The sequence below is a fragment of the Pseudomonas sp. B14(2017) genome (genome assembly GCF_002113255.1).
GTDB classification, from domain to species: domain Bacteria; phylum Pseudomonadota; class Gammaproteobacteria; order Pseudomonadales; family Pseudomonadaceae; genus Aquipseudomonas; species Aquipseudomonas putida_Z.
The window spans coordinates 44,492-61,746 of the sequence record NZ_NEJY01000020.1 but is presented as its reverse complement, the minus strand read 5'-3'; the positions used below and the strand labels follow the sequence as shown (position 1 = coordinate 61,746).

General features: G+C 63.9%; 16 protein-coding genes. 11 read left to right on the top strand and 5 right to left on the bottom strand.

The genetic code is table 11. The annotated features are described in order from the left end of the window. Positions 1-4: 4 nt before the first annotated feature. The 3 genes from argJ to CAG34_RS20680 all read left to right on the top strand — a co-directional run bounded on the left by argJ (position 5) and on the right by CAG34_RS20680 (position 2,939). The gene (argJ, locus tag CAG34_RS20690; RefSeq protein ID WP_085592123.1) at positions 5-1,222 is read left to right on the top strand and encodes a bifunctional glutamate N-acetyltransferase/amino-acid acetyltransferase ArgJ; all 1,218 of its coding nucleotides are present in this window, start codon (positions 5-7) and stop codon (positions 1,220-1,222) included. A gap of 143 nt (positions 1,223-1,365) precedes the next feature. Beyond that, positions 1,366-1,998, top strand: a complete 633-nt coding sequence (locus tag CAG34_RS20685) for a glutathione S-transferase family protein (RefSeq protein WP_025340541.1) — start codon at positions 1,366-1,368, stop codon at positions 1,996-1,998. Further along, positions 1,995-2,939 (top strand): Nudix family hydrolase, encoded by a 945-nt coding sequence (locus tag CAG34_RS20680; protein ID WP_025340540.1) that lies wholly within the window; start codon positions 1,995-1,997, stop codon positions 2,937-2,939. Before CAG34_RS20685 ends, CAG34_RS20680 begins: the two co-directional genes overlap by 4 nt. A 125-nt stretch (positions 2,940-3,064) precedes the next feature. Here the strand turns inward: CAG34_RS20680 and CAG34_RS20675 are convergent, their stop codons facing one another. The 3 genes from CAG34_RS20675 to CAG34_RS20665 are packed head-to-tail and all read right to left on the bottom strand — an operon-like array spanning position 3,065 to position 6,619. Further along, positions 3,065-3,631: a cob(I)yrinic acid a,c-diamide adenosyltransferase gene (locus CAG34_RS20675; protein ID WP_085592121.1), complete on the bottom strand. Its 567-nt coding sequence runs from the start codon at positions 3,629-3,631 to the stop codon at positions 3,065-3,067. A 1-nt stretch (position 3,632) separates the two neighbouring features. Continuing rightward, entirely contained in the window at positions 3,633-5,663 is a 2,031-nt protein-coding gene (locus CAG34_RS20670; protein ID WP_085592119.1) for an ATP-binding protein, read from the bottom strand. A 38-nt stretch (positions 5,664-5,701) separates the two neighbouring features. Next, positions 5,702-6,619 carry a putative 2-dehydropantoate 2-reductase gene (locus CAG34_RS20665; RefSeq protein WP_085592117.1) on the bottom strand — a complete coding sequence of 306 codons (918 nt, stop codon included), beginning with the start codon at positions 6,617-6,619 and terminating at the stop codon, positions 5,702-5,704. 100 nt (positions 6,620-6,719) lie between these two features. On the opposite strand from CAG34_RS20665, the gene CAG34_RS20660 reads away from it, so the two are divergent. The 3 genes from CAG34_RS20660 to CAG34_RS20650 all read left to right on the top strand — a co-directional run bounded on the left by CAG34_RS20660 (position 6,720) and on the right by CAG34_RS20650 (position 9,621). Next, a complete protein-coding gene (locus tag CAG34_RS20660; protein WP_016713577.1) occupies positions 6,720-7,205 on the top strand; it encodes a YajQ family cyclic di-GMP-binding protein in 486 nt (161 codons plus the stop codon). Positions 7,206-7,319: 114 nt separating this feature from the next. After that, positions 7,320-8,162 carry a mechanosensitive ion channel family protein gene (locus CAG34_RS20655; protein ID WP_025340536.1) on the top strand — a complete coding sequence of 281 codons (843 nt, stop codon included), beginning with the start codon at positions 7,320-7,322 and terminating at the stop codon, positions 8,160-8,162. Positions 8,163-8,376: 214 nt separating this feature from the next. Then, complete coding sequence (locus tag CAG34_RS20650) at positions 8,377-9,621, top strand: MFS transporter (protein WP_085592115.1); 1,245 nt, start codon at positions 8,377-8,379, stop codon at positions 9,619-9,621. A gap of 132 nt (positions 9,622-9,753) precedes the next feature. Here the strand turns inward: CAG34_RS20650 and CAG34_RS20645 are convergent, their stop codons facing one another. Beyond that, positions 9,754-11,301: an AmpG family muropeptide MFS transporter gene (locus tag CAG34_RS20645; protein WP_025340534.1), complete on the bottom strand. Its 1,548-nt coding sequence runs from the start codon at positions 11,299-11,301 to the stop codon at positions 9,754-9,756. A 43-nt stretch (positions 11,302-11,344) separates the two neighbouring features. Further along, positions 11,345-11,698 carry an MGMT family protein gene (locus CAG34_RS20640; RefSeq protein ID WP_085592113.1) on the bottom strand — a complete coding sequence of 118 codons (354 nt, stop codon included), beginning with the start codon at positions 11,696-11,698 and terminating at the stop codon, positions 11,345-11,347. A gap of 166 nt (positions 11,699-11,864) precedes the next feature. Here CAG34_RS20640 and CAG34_RS20635 point away from each other — a divergent pair, with 166 nt between their 5' ends. The 5 genes from CAG34_RS20635 (at position 11,865) to groL (ending at position 16,642) form a co-directional block, all read left to right on the top strand. Beyond that, the gene (locus CAG34_RS20635) at positions 11,865-12,875 is read left to right on the top strand and encodes a DUF481 domain-containing protein (protein ID WP_085592110.1); all 1,011 of its coding nucleotides are present in this window, start codon (positions 11,865-11,867) and stop codon (positions 12,873-12,875) included. 189 nt (positions 12,876-13,064) lie between these two features. Further along, positions 13,065-13,796, top strand: a complete 732-nt coding sequence (locus CAG34_RS20630; RefSeq protein ID WP_025340531.1) for a HugZ family protein — start codon at positions 13,065-13,067, stop codon at positions 13,794-13,796. Between the two features lie 67 nt (positions 13,797-13,863). Beyond that, positions 13,864-14,325 carry an FxsA family protein gene (locus CAG34_RS20625; RefSeq protein WP_025340530.1) on the top strand — a complete coding sequence of 154 codons (462 nt, stop codon included), beginning with the start codon at positions 13,864-13,866 and terminating at the stop codon, positions 14,323-14,325. Positions 14,326-14,659: 334 nt separating this feature from the next. After that, positions 14,660-14,953, top strand: a complete 294-nt coding sequence (locus CAG34_RS20620; RefSeq protein ID WP_003260750.1) for a co-chaperone GroES — start codon at positions 14,660-14,662, stop codon at positions 14,951-14,953. A gap of 48 nt (positions 14,954-15,001) precedes the next feature. After that, complete coding sequence (groL, locus tag CAG34_RS20615) at positions 15,002-16,642, top strand: chaperonin GroEL (RefSeq protein ID WP_085592107.1); 1,641 nt, start codon at positions 15,002-15,004, stop codon at positions 16,640-16,642. The last annotated feature ends 613 nt before the right edge of the window (positions 16,643-17,255 follow it).

The window sequence follows — 17,255 nt, the reverse complement described above, 5'->3', positions numbered from 1 at the left end:
TCTAATGGCTGTTGGTCTTGGTCCTTTGCCCACCCTGCACCCGGTTCCGGGTTTTGAACTCGGCATCGCTTCTGCCGGCATCAAGCGCCCGGGGCGCAAGGATGTGGTGGTCATGCGCTGCGCCGAAGGCTCCAGCGTGGCTGGCGTGTTCACCCTCAACGCCTTCTGCGCAGCGCCGGTGATCCTGTCCAAGCAGCGTGTGCAGGGCACCGTGCGCTACCTGCTGACCAACACCGGTAACGCCAACGCCGGCACCGGCGCGCCAGGCCTGGCCGCCGCCGAGCGCACCTGCGCCAAGCTGGCCGAACTGGCTGGCGTACCGGCCGAGTCGGTACTGCCGTTCTCCACCGGCGTAATCGGCGAGCCGCTGCCGGTCGAGAAGATCGAAGGCGCGCTGCAGGCCGCCCTCGACAACCTGTCGGAAAACCACTGGGCCGAAGCCGCCACCGGCATCATGACCACCGACACCCTGCCCAAGGGTGCCAGCCGCCAGTTCCAGCACGATGGCGTGACCGTTACCGTCACCGGCATCAGCAAGGGTGCAGGCATGATTCGCCCGAACATGGCTACCATGCTCGGCTACATCGCCACCGACGCCAAGGTTGCCCCAGCGGTACTCAAGGACCTGATGCTGGACGGCGCCAACAAGTCGTTCAACCGCATCACCATCGATGGCGACACCTCGACCAACGACTGCTGCATGCTGATCGCCACCGGCAAGGCCAACCTGCCGGAAGTCACCGAAGCCAACGGCGCATTGTTCGAAGCGCTGAAGAAGGCGGTGTTCGAAGTGTGCATGGAAGTGGCCCAGGCCATCGTCCGTGACGGCGAAGGCGCCACCAAGTTCGTTACCGTGCAGGTCAACGGCGGTGGCAACCACCAGGAGTGCCTGGACGTCGGCTACGCCGTGGCCCACTCGCCACTGATCAAGACCGCGCTGTTCGCTTCCGACCCCAACTGGGGCCGTATCCTCGCCGCCGTTGGCCGTGCCGGCGTACCGGAGCTGGATGTGAGCCTGATCGATGTGTACCTGGACAGCGTGTGCATTGCCAGCAAAGGCGGCCGCAGCCCGAGCTACACCGAAGACCAGGGCGCCAAGGTAATGGCCCAGGAAGAGATCACCATCCGCATCGAGTTGGGCCGTGGCCAGTGCAGCGAAACCATCTGGACCACCGACCTGTCCCACGAGTACGTGAAGATCAACGCCGAGTACCGTACCTGATGTAATTGGGGCCGCGTTGCGGCCCATCGCGACACAAGGCCGCTCCCACAAGGACCTGCGTACACCGCCCCATGTGGGAGCGGCCTTGTGTCGCGAAAGGGCTGCAAAGCAGCCCCAAAATTCCCAAACGATGGAGCCGAACCATGAGCTATCACCTGATCATCGGCGACAAGCTGTATTCCTCCTGGTCGCTGCGTGGCGCCCTGGCCCTCGAGCTGGCTGGCGTGCCTTACGAAGAAACACTGATCAAACTCAACCAGCCTGACACCCGTCAGCGCATCCTCGCCTTCTCTGCCACCGGCAAGGTACCGCTGCTCAAGACCGAGCACGGTGTCATCGCCGACTCGCTGGCCATTGCCGAATACCTCAACGAACGCCACCCCGACGCCCAGCTGTGGCCTGCCGACGTGGCGGCTCGGGCCCAGGCCCGTTCGGCCTGCGCGCAGATGCACAGCGGCTTCTTCGCCCTGCGCGGTGCCATGCCGTTCGACCTGTCGCGCGACCAGGCGCTGGACAGCGTGCCGCTGGAGGTTCAAATCGATATCGACCGTATCGTTGCACTGTGGTCCGAATGCCGCCTGGTGGCCAAGGACAGCGGCCCGTTCCTGTTCGGCAAGCCAAGCCTGGCCGATGCCTTCTTCGCCCCGGTGGCCGTACGCCTGCGCACCTACCGCGTGGAAGTGCCTGCGGAGGCGGCGGCCTATATCGAAACCATTTACCATTGGCCGGCCTTCCAGGCCTGGCAGCAGGCTGGCCTGGCGGAGCGTGAAGGGTGAAACGGATTCATGTTGTAGCCGCTGTCATTCGTGGTACTGACGGCCGCATTCTGATCGCACGGCGTGCCGATACCCAGCACCAGGGCGGCCTGTGGGAATTCCCGGGCGGCAAGGTGGAAGAGGGTGAGGGCGTCGAGGCGGCGCTGGCCCGCGAGCTGCGCGAGGAGCTGGGCATCGAGGTAAGCCGTTCGCGTGCGCTGATCAAGGTCAGCCACGACTACCCGGACAAGCAGGTGCTGCTGGACGTGCGCGAGGTCGAGGCGTTCACCGGCGAGCCGCATGGCGCCGAGGGCCAGCCGCTGGAATGGGTTGCCCCACGTGATTTGCCCCAGTACGAATTCCCCGAGGCCAATAAACCGATCGTTGCAGCCGCGCGCCTGCCGGACCAGTACCTGATCACCCCCGATGGCCTGGAAGTGCCGCAGATGCTCAAGGGCATCCAGAAGGCGGTGGCCAGCGGCATTCGCCTGATCCAGTTGCGTGCCCCGGACATGTACGACCCCAAGTACCGCGATGTGGCGGTGGATGCGGTCGGCCTGTGCGCGGGCAAGGCGCAGTTGATGCTCAAGGGGCCGCTGGAGTGGCTGGGTGACTTCCCAGCCGCGGGTTGGCACCTGACGGCTGCACAACTGCGCAAGTATGCCGCCAACGGCCGGCCGTTCCCCAAGGAGCGCTGGCTGGCGGCGTCCTGCCACAGTGCCGAAGAGCTGGCGCTGGCGGAGCAGATGGGCGTGGACTTCGTCACCTTGTCGCCGGTGCAGGCAACCCTGACACACCCTGAGGCGGTGCCGCTGGGGTGGGACGAGGCACAGCGGTTGATTGCCGGGTTCAACAAGCCGGTCTACCTGCTGGGTGGGGTAGGCCCGGGTGAGCGCGAGCAGGCCTGGGAAGCGGGGGCACAGGGTGTGGCCGGGATCCGGGCGTTCTGGCCTGAGATCTGAGTCGCCTGTAATTGGGGCCGCTTTGCGGCCCATCGCCGGCAAGCCAGCTCCCACAGAGGCAGCACAGACCGGGCTCTGTGGGAGCTGGCTTGCCGGCGATGGGCTGCGCAGCAGCCCCAAAAATATCAGCCCAGCGGCTTTTCAGCAGGTTGCCACAAAACCTCAGCCACCCCCTGCCGCCGCCCAATGATCCGCGCCGCCACAAACAGCAGATCCGAAAGCCGGTTGATATACGCCAACCCAACCCCCGCCAACGGCTCCAGCGCATTCAACTGCTGGCACCGCCGCTCCGCACTGCGCGCCAGGCTCCGGCACACATGCGCCTGTGCCACCAGCGCCGAGCCACTGGGCAAGATGAAGTTCTTCAACGGCCCCAGCTCTTCATTCCACACATCGATCGCTGCTTCCAGGCGTTCCACTTCCGCCAGGTTCAACGCCTGATAACTGGGCATCGCCAGCTCACCGCCCAAGTCGAACAGGCGGTGCTGACACGGCGCCAATACTGCGCTCACTTCATCCAACCCTTGTTCGGCCAGCCCCGCCAGCAGCAAACCCAGTTGGCTGTTCAGGCTGTCCACCTCGCCAATCGCTTCGATCCGTGGGTGGTCCTTGGGCACCCGACGCCCGTCGCCCAGGCCGGTTTCGCCTTTGTCGCCGGTGCGGGTGTAGATCTTCGACAGGCGGTAGCCCATGTCATTTCTCCGTTTTGGCCGGCGCCACCGCTGCCGGCTGGCCGAGGGGCAGGCGCAGGGTGAAGCAGGTACCCTGGCCGGGCGTGGATTGCACTTCCATCTGCCCCTTGTGGTTGTTGGTGATGATGAAGTACGAGACCGACAGGCCCAGCCCGGTGCCCTGGCCGATTTCCTTGGTGGTGAAGAACGGCTCGAAGGTGCGTTTGCGCACCCCCTCGGGCATGCCGACGCCGTTGTCCTCGACCTGGATTTCCGCCCATGGCGGGCTCAAGCGGGTGCGCAGGGTGATGCGCCCGGGCTCGCTCGGCTGCGGCCGCTGGTGGATGGCCTGGGCGGCGTTTTTCAGCAGGTTGAGCAGCACCTGCTCCAATTCGTTGGCGGTGCACGGCACCTGCCCCAGTTCGGGGTCGAACTGGCGCACGATGGCCTGGCCCTTGAAGTCGAAGCCGATGGCCAGGTCGAAGTCGTTGCCGGCAATCTCCACCGCCTGATCGATCAGCGCCGGCAGGTCGCACGGCGCCAACTGGCGGTTGCTGCGGCGGCTGAAACTGAGCATGTGGGTGACGATCTTCGCCGCCCGCGCTCCGGCCTGCTGGATGCCGTCGAGCAATAGCGGCACTTCGCGACTCTCCAGGTAACGGTTGACCGTGGGCAGGTCGATGCCCAGTTCCTCGGCCTGCTCCTGGTTGCGCGGCAACTCGGGTGACAGGCGCCGGCGGATGTTCTGCACGTTATGCAGGATCGCGCCTAGCGGGTTGTTGATCTCGTGGGCCATGCCGGCGGCCAGGCCACCGACCGAAAGCATCTTCTCCGATTGCACCATCATTTCCTCAAGCGACAGGCGCTGGGTGATGTCGTCGATACGGATGACCACGCCACGGCCGCCGCCACCGGTCAGCGGGTAGAAGGTCAGGGCGTAGTGGCGCAGGTCGTCGCCTTTGGGCCAGGTGACCCGCTCGATCTTCGCCACCCGATGCTTTTCCACGGTTTCCTTCAGCTGTGGCAGGAACGGTTTGAGCGGTTCGAAGGCGATGAAGATCGGCTGGTTCAGCGCTTCGTCCAGTGGCGTGCCGGAAAGCACCGTGGCTTCGTGATTCCACTGGGTCACGTAGAGCTGTTCGTCGAGGGCGATCAGCGCCGAAGGCATCGAGTCGATGATGCTGTTGAGGTAATTCTGGAAGCCGGTGAGTTTCTTCTCGATCTTGCTGCGCACCTGGACTTCCAGCTCCAGCTTGCGGTTGGTATGGCGGGTTTCCTCGGCCAGGCCCTGGGCCTGGTCATAGGCCTCCTGGAACTCGTCGCGGGTGCGCTTGAGCTGCTGTTCGCGGGCCTCGATGCGCGAAAGCATGGTGTTGAACGCTTCGGCCAGGCTGCCGATTTCGTCGTCGTTGCCGCGATGCGCACGCAGGGCATAGCTTTCTTCGCGGGTGACCTGACGGCTGAGCTCTTCGAGCTGGTTGATCGGCTGGGTGATCAGGCGTTTGATCTGCCGGGCGATGACGATCCACAGCAGGATGCTGAACACCAGGATGCCCAGGCTGGCGCTGAGGGTGCCGGTGTAGAAAGCCGTGGGCAGTTCGCTGCTGGCCACCAGCAGCAGATGCGCGGGCGGGTTGGCGTCACGTGGCATGCGGATCAGCTGGGTGCTGCGAAACTCCATCAGGCGCCAGCCGTCGATGTCGCGAAAACGCCTGGGCAACGCCAGCGGCTCGCCGTGCTGCAGTTGCGCCAGTATGCGGCCATCGCCACCGTAGACGGCGGCGGCGCGCAACGGCGTGTAGCTGTCCAGTTCCTTGAGCAGGGCGCTGGCGGTGTCCGGGCTGTCGCCGGCGCGGGCCGCCAGCTGCGGGTTGGCCACCAGCCGGCCGATGGTGTGCAGCGCCTGTGGCGCCATGCTTTCCTGGGTGATCCAGTAGGCGGCGCTGATGAAGGTGAGGTTGGCCACCAGCAGGATGGTCACCAGCAACACCAGCAGGGCCGCCAGCAGCTTCTGCCCGACCGGGAGGTTTTCCAGGCGTTGGCGCAAGGTCATGGGCTAGGCAATGTCCATATCCGGTTGAAAGGGCCGCGTCAGTCGCAGGGCAAACCACGCACGCGCAGGTTATCGACCAGGTGCTGCAGCAGGCGTTCCAGCTGTGGCAGCTGCAAGCCATGACGGCCAGCGGCGCGGCAGGCGTGGCCAAGCAGGTAGTGCACCTCGGTGCGCCGGCCAGCGCGTACATCCTGGTACATGGAAGAGTAGTTGGCTGCGGTGGCAAGGATCACCCGCTGTACTTCTTCGTTCAGCCCGTCTGCCGCTTCTGGCTGGCCACAACGGCGCAGCAGCTGGGCCAGCTCGACGCACAGGGCGTCCACTTCGCCCAGGTGCCCCAGCAGCCCGCCGTTCTGGCAGTCGTGCAGCACGGTCAGCGGGTTGATGGCGCAATTGAGCGCCAGCTTGCGCCACAGGCGGGTGAGGATATCCACCGTCCACTCGGCGGGGATGCCGGCCTCGTGCAGGTCATCGAACCAGATCGGGATCGTCGGGTTGCGTGGGTCGCCCAGCCAGTTGAAGCCGTGGCCGGCAAAGCGTACCTGCCAGTCACCCTCGCGGAACGCCCCTTCGGTACTGGAGGCGAAGATGCAGCGCGCGTGGGGCACCAGGTCGGCGACTTCGTCCTGGCTGCCCAGACCGTTCTGCAGCAGCACCACCTCGGCGCCCTCGGCCAGGCGCGCTGCCACGCCGGCAATGGCCGGGGCAGCGTCGTAGGCCTTGCAGGCCACCAGCAGACGGTGGATCGGGCCGTGTGCCTGCGCGGTTTCGGCGGGGATGGCGTAGTGGCGGGGCTGGTCCTGTTCGGCCAGGGTAAGGCCGCCGGCCTGCTGGTAGGCCTGCAGCCGTTGCCCGTCACGCAGGATCAGGCGTACTGCCTTGCCCGCGCGCGCCAGGCGGCAAGCCCACAGGCTGCCCAGGCTACCGGCGCCGAGAATATGCCAGGTGCTGCTCATATGCGTTTCGCAACCCGTTATAATGAGCCCGCATTTTAACCGTCAAACCCAGCGCGCTCCATCTTCAGCCTGAGCGCGCTTTTATTTTGGGAGAACAACCATGCCTTCGTTCGACGTGGTATCGGAACTGGACAAGCACGAAGTGCAGAACGCGGTCGACAACGCCATCAAGGACCTGGACCGCCGCTACGACCTCAAGGGCAAGGGTACCTTCGAGTTCAAGGACAAAGAGCAGACCGTGATGCTCACCGCCGAGGAAGAGTTCCAGCTCGAAGCGATGCTGGAAATCCTGCGCCTGGCGCTGGTCAAGCGCAAGATCGACGTGAAGTGCCTGGAAACCAAGGACCCGTACGCCTCGGGCAAGGAAAAGAAACAGGAAGCCAAGTTCCGCGAAGGCATCGACAAGGACCTGGCGAAGAAGATCGTCGCCACCATCAAGGATGGCAAGCTGAAAGTGCAGGCCGCCATCCAGGGCGAACAGGTACGCGTTACCGGTAAAAAGCGTGACGACCTGCAGGAAGCCATTGCCCTGCTGCGTACCAAGGAATTCGACATGCCGTTGCAGTTCAACAACTTCCGCGACTGATGTGGGCACCACCCGGAACCCCGATGGCGAAATGATGTCCATGGGGGCCGGGGCTGCGCAATCGCGCGCGGCCTGTTCTACCGTGTACTTGCCGCTCGGCATCAGGAGATGAATATGGATTTGAACGCTGAAGTCGATCAGCTGGTCCGCCAATCCCAGACCTGGATTCCCTTGATCATGGAATACGGCAGCCGTGTGCTGCTGGCGCTGCTGACCCTGGCGGTCGGCTGGTGGATCATCAACAAGGTCAGCGCCCGCCTGGGCAGGCTGGTTGGCCTGCGCAACGCCGACCTGGCGCTGCAGGGCTTCATCAGCACCCTGTCGAATATCGTGCTGAAGGTGCTGCTGTTCGTCAGCGTGGCATCGATGATCGGTATCGAGACCACCTCGTTCGTTGCCGCCATCGGTGCCGCGGGCCTGGCCATCGGCCTGGCCTTGCAGGGCAGCCTGGCGAACTTCGCCGGCGGTGTGCTGATCCTGATGTTCCGCCCGTTCCGCATCGGTGACTGGATCGAGGCGCAAGGCGTGGCTGGCACCGTCGACAGCATCCAGATCTTCCACACCGTGCTGCGCACCGGTGACAACAAGACCGTGATCATGCCCAACGGCAGCCTGTCCAACGGCATCATCACCAACACCAACCGCCAGCCGACGCGCAAGGTGGTGTTCGATGTGGGCGTGGACTACGACGCCGACCTGCAGAAGGCCCGCAACGTGTTGCTGGAGCTGGCGCAGGACCCGCGTGTACTGCCCGACCCGGCGCCGCAGGCGGTGGTCGCGACCCTGGGCGACAGCTCGATCACCGTGTCGTTGCGCTTGTGGACCAAGACTGCCGATTACTGGGATGTGATGTTCATGCTCAACGAGCATGCGCGCGACCGATTGAAGGCTGAAGGGATCGACATTCCGTTCCCGCAGCGGGTGATTCGCGTGGTGCAGGAGACTGCAGCGCAGTAATACCGCGTTGAAGCCGGGGCCGCTTCGCGCCCCATCGCCGGCAAGCCAGCTCCCACAGGGTTCTCACAGTCTTCAGGCCTGTGTCGTACCTGTGGGAGCCGGCTTGCCGGCGATGGGGCGCGAAGCGGCCCCGGCTTTTTACACTTGTTCACAGCAATACCCCGCCATTTCTGGCATATAGCCTGACCCCACCTGCCACACCCGATACGCCATCATGAAACCACTGCTGTACATCACCCCCCTGCGCGCCTTGCTGTTCGGCCTGACCCTGGCGCTGTTCGAGCTGCTCACCTACCTGGCCAGCGACGCCGTCATGCCGGCCATGCCGGTGGTGGTCGGCGACCTGAACGCCAGCCCCGAATACATTCCCCACGCCCTCAACCTGTACCTGCTGGGTGGCGTGGTGCTGCAATGGCTGATCGGCCCGCTGGCCGACCGTTATGGCCGGCGCCCGTTGCTGCTGATTGGCTGCGCGTTCTTCGGCCTGGCCTGCCTGGCCACCTTCTGGGTCCACGACATCGGCCTGTTCAACTTGCTGCGCCTGCTGCAGGGCATCGGCCTGGGCTTTGTGGTCACGGTCAGCTACCCGGCCCTGAACGAAGCCTTCAGCGAAGCGGACGCCGTGCGCATGATGGCCCTGCTGGCCAACATCGCCTTGCTCTCGCCACTGCTCGGGCCGCTGGTGGGCACCTTGCTGCTGCAGTGGCTGGACTGGCGCTGGCTGTTCGTGGCCTTTGCCATCGGCGCGGTTCTGGCCTGGCTGCTGCTGCACCGGCTGATGCCGGAAACCCTTGGCGTGGAACGCCGTGATGGCTCGCGCCTGGCATTCACGCCGATCCACCTGCTGCCGCTGCTGGCCGGTTACGGCCAGTTGCTGGCCAACCGCCGCTTTGTCGCTGGTAGCGCGGCCCTGGGCCTGGTCGGTCTGCCGCTGATTGGCTGGATCGGCCTGTCGCCGGTGCTGCTGATCCACGACGAGGGGCTGAGTACCATGGAGTACGCCTTGTGGCAGTTGCCGGTGTTTGGCGGGCTGATCCTGGGCAACCTGATCATCAACCGCATCGCCGACCGCTATCCGCTGCCGGCGCTGGTGCGGGGTGCGTTGTGGCCATACCTGGCCGGCCTGTGCCTGATGGTGCTGGCGACCTGGTACTGGCCGAGCGTGACCAGCGTGGTGGCGGGCATGTCGCTGTACGCATTGGGGTTGGGCGTGGCCAACGCGGTGCTGTATCGCATGACGCTGTTCGCCAGCGAGCAGAGCAAGGGCCTGGTCTCGGCCATGCTGGGGATGATCACCATCGCCTTGCTGGGGTTGGGTGGGACGGTGCTGGCGTTGATTGGCGCCGGGGCCAGCTTGCTGCACTTTGCCCTGGCGGCGGGTGTGGCGGGGGCCTTGGCGCTGTGGCCGCTGTGGTTTGTGGTGGGTGGGCGGCCTGGTGAGGGGGCTGTTGCTCAGTAAACTTTATAGCCTGTACCGGCCTCTTCGCGGGTAAACCCGCTCCCACAGGGACTGCACAGCTCTCGAGGGCAGTGTTGTACCTGTGGGAGCGGGTTTACCCGCGAAGAGGCCAGTACAGGCAATACAAATCTGTCAGGGCCGCTCGGCCGCCGAACCTTCCTCTGCCACCGGTTTGCCCGGCCCGGCCTCCTGGCGCCACTGCAGGGCAATCAGGATCAAGGTCGGCACGCCCAGCAGGGCAGTGATCAGGAAGAAGTCGTGGTAACCGAACTTCTCCACCATCACCCCCGAATAACCCCCGATCAGCCTTGGCAACAGCAGCATGATCGAACTGAGCAACGCGTACTGGGTAGCCGAGAACTTCAGGTTGGTCAGGCTCGACAGGTAGGCGACGAAGGCCGAGGTGGCCATGCCGGAGCTGAAGTTGTCCAGCGAGATGGTCACCACCAGCATCTGCAGGTTCGGGCCCATGTCGGCCAGCATCAGGAACAGGATGTTGGTGCCCGCCGAGGCCACACCGCCGATGAACAGGATCGGCATGATGCCGAAGCGCACGATCAGCAGGCCACCAACCCCGGCGCCGACCAGGGTCATGATCAGGCCGAAGATCTTGCTGACGCTGGCGATCTGGTCCTTGGTGAAGCCCATGTCGATGTAGAACACGTTGGCCATCACGCCCATCACCGTGTCCGACATGCGATAGGTGGCGATCAGGCCGAGCAGCAGCAGGGCCTGCCAGCGGTAGCGGGCGATGAAGTCGTTGACCGGGGTCAGCACCGGGGCCAGGCCGCGACGACCCAGGCTCGACAGGCACGCCCAGGTCAACAGCACGTAGAGGATCAGGCGCAGGAAGGCGCGATCTTCCAGCAGCAGGTCCAGTGGCGTGGCATCACCGGAGATGACGCTGGACCAGCCGGTATTGAACATCTGGGTGAAGCTGGCCGGTACCGAAACCAGCAGGATGATCAGTACGAACACCGAGGCCAGCTGGTGCACCAGCCCATAGCGCGCTGCCGACAGCTGGGTACGCATGGGTACGGGCGGTTCGCGCATGATCAGGGTGGTGAACACGGCGGGCAGCATCATTACTGCGAACATGACGTAGGTGCCGGCCCAGGCCTTGTGCAGGTAGCTGAAGCCGGTGGAGCCGAACCACTCGGCGAAGAACAGTGCACCAGCCGTGGCCAGCAGGGCCGCCACGCGGTAGCCGGCCATGTAGCTGGCAGCGAGCGCAGCCTGGCGCTGGTCGTCGGCGATTTCCAGGCGGTAGGCATCGACGGCGATGTCCTGGGTAGCGGAGGCGAAGGCCACCAGCACCGCCAGGGCGATCAGCCATGACAGGTGCTGTTGCGGATCGCACAGGCTCATGCCGACCAGCCCGACCACCACCAGCGCCTGCGACAGCAGCAGCCACGAACGCCGACGCCCCAGGCTGCCGAGCAGTGGCAGGCGCCATTGGTCGAGCAGCGGCGACCACACCCACTTGAAGGCGTAGGCCAGGCCGATCAGGCTGGCGTAGCCAATGGTCTCGCGGGCCACGCCGGCTTCGCGCAACCACACCGAAAGGGTGGAGAACACCAGCATGTAAGGCAGACCGGCAGCGAAGCCGAGCAGCAAAAGTACCAAGGTTGACGGGCTGGCATAGGCAGCAAGCGCAGCGCGCCAGGTTTTACGGGGCATGGGCCAACATCTGCCTCAAGTTTGCGAAAACAAAGCGCGCACTCTAACCGCTGTGCTCCATCGGGCGCCAGCCATGGCGCGTCATATCCACACGATTGTTGGTTACATTCACACCCTCCGCACGCAGTCGCGCCCGTTGTTCATCCCCAGACGGGGTACCCAGTGCCAGGCTCAGCCGGCCACCTGCGCCAAGCACCCGGTGCCAGGGCAGGCGAGTGTCCGCGGGCAGTTGCCCGAGGGTACGCCCGACCCAGCGTGCCGCCCGCCCAAGCCCCGCCAGCTCGGCCAACTGGCCATAGCTGACCACCTTGCCGGCCGGCACTTGGCCGAGTACCGAATACAGCGCCGTTCGTCGGCCCTCGGCGGAGTCGAGGGCGTGCTCATATCCGTCAGACATCAGGCCCCCACTGGGCTGCAGATGAAACCGGACCGGCGGTCTGGCAAATGAGAGTTGAACTCAACGGCATGCTCCCGGTCTTTCCTTGCTCTGGTCGTGGTTATCTGGATAATGCCCGGCTTTTTTCGCCAAATCGAACCCGTAGTCCGCAAATCATAGCCCGCTTATGTATTCTAGATCCTTGTTGTGCCTGCTTGCTGTTTCCCTGTGCGCCTCCCCGGTGTTCGCCGACACCGTGTGGATGAAGAACGGCGACCGGCTCAGCGGCAAGATCAAAGTCTTCGACGGCGGCAAGCTGCTGCTGGAAACCCCCTATGGCGGTTCCATCGCCCTGGACTGGAAAGAAGTCCAGACCCTGGAGAGCGACCAGGAGATGCTGGTCAAGCAGGACGCCTACAGCGGTGAGCGCGCCAAGTCGCTGAAGGCCGCCGAGCCCGGCAAGGTGACCTTGGCCAATGGCGAGGCGCCAAAGACCGTGGAGCTGGCCAGCATCGAGCAGATCATGAAGCCCAAGCCACTGGTCGAGGACTTCGTGTGGAAGGGCAACGTCGACGTGGCGCTGGACTACAAGCGCGCCGAGAACGACACCGACGACTACGACATCGGCTTCAAGACCAGCGCCCGCCATGGCCGCTGGCGGCACAACGCCGAAGGCGAATACAACCGCGAGACCAAGGACGACGTCACCACCACCGACAACTGGAGTGCCGAGTACGCCCTGGACCGCTTCCTCACCGAGAAGTGGTTCTGGCAGGGGCGCGTGGAGTACAAGCGCGACCGCATCGAAGACCTCGCCCGCCAGCGCACCGTGGGTACCGGCCCGGGTTACCAGTTCTGGGACGACGAACTGGGCGCATTCTCGCTGGGTTCGCTGATCAACCGTACCGACTTCGAATACCAGGATGGCGCCAAGGACAACTTCTATTCCGCGGCGGTGAAGTGGGACTACACCCGCTACCTGATTGGCAAGAACGTGCAGCTGTTCACCAACGGCGAGTTCGCCAAGCCGCTGGGTGGCGTGGCCGACTACGCGCTGGATGCCGAGATTGGCCTGCGCTACAAGGTCACCGAGTGGGCCTCGCTCAACCTCAAGGCGGAGAAGGACGTCATCACCGGTACGCGGGACAGTGACCTGGACAAGACCCGCTATACCGCAGGCTTCGGCGTTACCTGGTAAACCGCCGGGGGCGCGTTGCGCCCCTTTCGCCGGCAAGCCAGCTCCCACAGGTCTGCACAGGCCTTGGCATTGCGCGGTCAGTGTGGGAGCTGGCTTGCCGGCGATAGGGCTGCGTAGCAGCCCCATTGGCACTGGATCTGATAATGCTTATCTTGTCCCATCCAGCCCGATATCAGGAGCCGCCCCCAAGTGAGTACCAATGCCATCCGCCCCGCCCGGGAGCTGCTGCTCAAGGAATACCGCGGCGTGCTCTCGACCCATTCCAAGTCGATGCCCGGCTACCCCTTCGGCTCGGTCGTGCCGTACTGCCTGGACGCTCAGGGCAACCCGCTGATCCTCATCAGCCGCATCGCCCAGCACACCCACAACCTGCAGAAAGACCCCAAGTGCTCGCTGCTGGTGGGCGAACGCGAAGCCGAGGACGTGCAGGCCGTGGGGCGCCTGACGGTGATGGCCGAGGCGCACAAGCTGGTGGAGGAGGCCGCCATCGAGGCCGCCGCCGAGCGCTACTACCGTTATTTCCCGGACGCGGCCAACTACCACAAGGCCCACGACTTCGACTTCTGGGTGCTGCAGCCGGTGCGCCACCGCTACATCGGCGGCTTCGGCGCGATCCACTGGCTTGACCAGGTAACCCTGGCCAACCCGTTCGCCGGTAAAGCCGAGGCGAGCATGGTCGAGCACATGAACAACGACCACGCCAACGCCATCGCCCACTATGTGCAACTGACCGAGCTGCCAAGCCATGCGCCAGCGCAGATGGTCGGGGTAGACAGCGAAGGCATGCACCTGCGTATCGGCCAGGCGGTGCACTGGTTGCCTTTCCCAAGTACTTGCAACACGCCGACACAAGTCCGCGAAGCCCTGGTTTTGCTGGCACGCGCCGACCAGTGGCCGGTTGCGACGGAAGTCGAGGGTTGAAAAGCCGAGCGCCCGCATCCATTTGTTGGTCTTACAGGAAGGGTCTCTTCCGACGAGGAATGCTTTGATGCGTGCTTTTCTACTGTTGTTTCTACTGTTTCCCGTGCTGGAGCTGTTCGTCTTCGTGAAGGTCAGTGCCGCCATCGGTTTTTTCCCGGCGCTGCTGCTGATCATCGCCGGCTCCGCCCTGGGTGTGCTGGTGATGCGCGTGGCCGGGCTGGCCACCGCACTGCGCGCCCGTGAAAGCCTGCAGCGTGGCGAACTGCCCGCCGAGGACATGTTCCAGGGCATGATGCTGGCCGTTGGTGGTGGCCTGCTGTTGCTGCCAGGTTTCATCAGCGACGTGCTGGGCCTGCTGTGCCTGCTGCCATTCACCCGTCACCTGGCCGCGCGCAAGATGCGCGAGCGTGCCGAGGCCCAGGCCATGCGCCAGCGCGCCTTCCAGGACGACCCGTTCCAGGCCCGGCCGCAGGATGGCGGGCATCGGCCGAATGTGATCGAAGGCGAGTACGAGCGCCGCGACAAGTAATAGCCGGGGGCCGCTTCGCGGCCCTTTCGCGACACAAGGCCGCTCCCACAGGGAATGCACACCTCCTGTGGGAGCGGCCTTGTGTCGCGAAAGGGGCGCGCAGCGGCCCCAGCTTTTTGCGGGGCCAAGGCGCTAATGAAAAATTTTCTGAAACAAGCCTTGTAATTGAATATGGCGGCCTCATGTATGTGGTCACCGCAAGGTTTCTGGTGGCGACACCAGACATTACACAGGTGCTTCGCCCATTGCGGATCACCCCCGGCAACGCCGGACTGCATCAAACCGCCGGTGTCGACACCGGCCGATGAAAACCACTATTTGGGAGAGATCGACAATGAAGCTTCGTCCTCTGCATGACCGCGTCGTTATCCGTCGCAGCGAAGAAGAATCGAAAACCGCTGGCGGTATCGTCCTGCCGGGTTCGGCCGCTGAAAAACCAAACCGCGGCGAAGTCGTCGCCGTCGGCACCGGTCGCATCCTGGACAACGGCGAAGTTCGCGCGCTGGCCGTGAAAGTGGGTGACAAAGTGGTTTTCGGCCCTTACTCGGGCAGCAACACCGTGAAAGTCGATGGCGAAGACCTGCTGGTCATGGCCGAGAACGAAATCCTCGCCGTTATCGAAGGCTGATTTCCCCGACTTCCCGTTACTCCAAAGAATTCCAAGGATTAAACGATCATGGCTGCTAAAGACGTAAAATTCGGCGACTCCGCTCGTAAGAAAATGCTGGTTGGTGTCAACGTTCTGGCTGACGCGGTAAAAGCGACCCTGGGCCCGAAAGGCCGTAACGTGGTGCTGGCCAAGAGCTTCGGCGCGCCGACCATCACCAAGGACGGCGTTTCCGTCGCCAAAGAAATCGAGCTGAAAGACGCCTTCGAGAACATGGGCGCCCAGCTGGTCAAGGAAGTTGCTTCCAAGGCCAACGACGCTGCCGGTGACGGCACCACCACCGCTACCGTCCTGGCTCAGGCCATCGTCAACGAAGGCCTGAAAGCCGTCGCTGCCGGCATGAACCCGATGGACCTGAAGCGCGGCATCGACAAGGCCACCGCTGCCGTCGTCGCCGAGCTGAAGAACCTGTCCAAGCCATGCGCCGACTCCAAGGCCATCGCCCAGGTAGGTACCATCTCCGCCAACTCCGACAACTCCATCGGTGAAATCATTGCCGAAGCCATGGAAAAAGTCGGTAAAGAAGGCGTGATCACCGTTGAAGAAGGCTCGGGCCTGGAAAACGAACTGTCGGTCGTGGAAGGCATGCAGTTCGACCGTGGCTACCTGTCGCCGTACTTCGTCAACAAGCCGGACACCATGGTTGCCGAGCTGGAAGGCCCGCTGCTGCTGCTGGTCGACAAGAAGATCTCCAACATCCGTGAGCTGCTGCCAGTTCTGGAAGCCGTTGCCAAGGCCGGCCGCCCACTGCTGATCGTTGCCGAAGACGTTGAAGGCGAAGCCCTGGCTACCCTGGTAGTCAACAACATGCGCGGCATCGTCAAGGTTGCTGCGGTCAAGGCTCCGGGCTTCGGCGACCGCCGCAAGGCCATGCTGCAGGACATCGCCGTCCTGACTGGCGGCCAGGTCATCTCCGAAGAAATCGGCCTGTCCCTGGAAACCGCTACCCTGGAGCACCTGGGTAACGCCAAGCGCGTCATCCTGTCCAAGGAAAACACCACCATCATCGACGGCGCTGGCGCCGACACCGAGATCGAAGCACGCGTCAAGCAGATCCGTGCCCAGATCGAAGAGACTTCCTCGGACTACGACCGTGAGAAGCTGCAAGAGCGTCTGGCCAAGCTGGCTGGCGGTGTTGCCGTGATCAAGGTCGGTGCTGGCACCGAAGTTGAAATGAAAGAGAAGAAAGCCCGCGTTGAAGACGCCCTGCACGCTACCCGTGCAGCCGTTGAAGAAGGCGTGGTGCCTGGCGGTGGTGTGGCCCTGGTTCGCTCCCTGGCTGCCATTGCCGACCTCAAAGGCGACAACGAAGACCAGAACGTCGGTATCGCCCTGCTGCGTCGCGCCGTTGAAGCGCCGCTGCGCCAGATCACTGCCAACGCCGGCGACGAGCCAAGCGTTGTCGCTGACAAGGTCAAGCAAGGTTCGGGTAACTTCGGTTACAACGCTGCTACCGGCGAATACGGCGACATGATCGAGATGGGCATTCTGGACCCAGCCAAGGTCACCCGTTCGGCGCTGCAAGCTGCTGCTTCGATCGGCGGTCTGATGATCACCACCGAAGCCATGGTTGCCGACCTGCCGGAAGACAAGCCAGCTGCTGGCATGCCTGACATGGGCGGCATGGGTGGCATGGGCGGCATGATGTAAGCCAGCCTTACCCCCTGCACCATGAAAAGCCCTGGTTCGCGAGAACCGGGGCTTTTTTGCTTTCCTGTTGGGGCCTTTGGGGCTGCTTTGCAGCCCATCGCGACACAAGGCCGCTCCCACAGGATTGTGCCAACACTGGGACTTGCGCTGTACCTGTGGGAGCTGGCTTGCCGGCGAAAGGGCCGCAAAGCGGCCCTTGGTTCAGGCGATGCTGAAGGCATGCTGGCATGCCGTAAGCCAGTCTTACCCCCTGCACCATCAGAAAGCCCCGGTTCGCGAGAGTCGGGGCTTTTTCGTTTGCCAGTGAGGGCCATCGGGGCTGCTGCGCAGCCCATCGCGCACAAGCCAGCTCCCACAGGATTGTGCCAACACTGGGACTTGCGCTGTACCTGTGGGAGCTGGCTTGCCGGCGAAAGGGCCGCAAAGCGGCCCTTGGTTCAGGCGATGCTGAAGGCATGCTGGCATGCCGTAAGCCAGTCTTACCCCCTGCACCATCAGAAAGCCCCGGTTCGCGAGAGTCGGGGCTTTTTTGTTTTCCTGTGAGGGCCATTGGGGCTGCTTTGCAGCCCATCGCGACACAAGGCCGCTCCTACAGGATTGCGCCAACACTGGG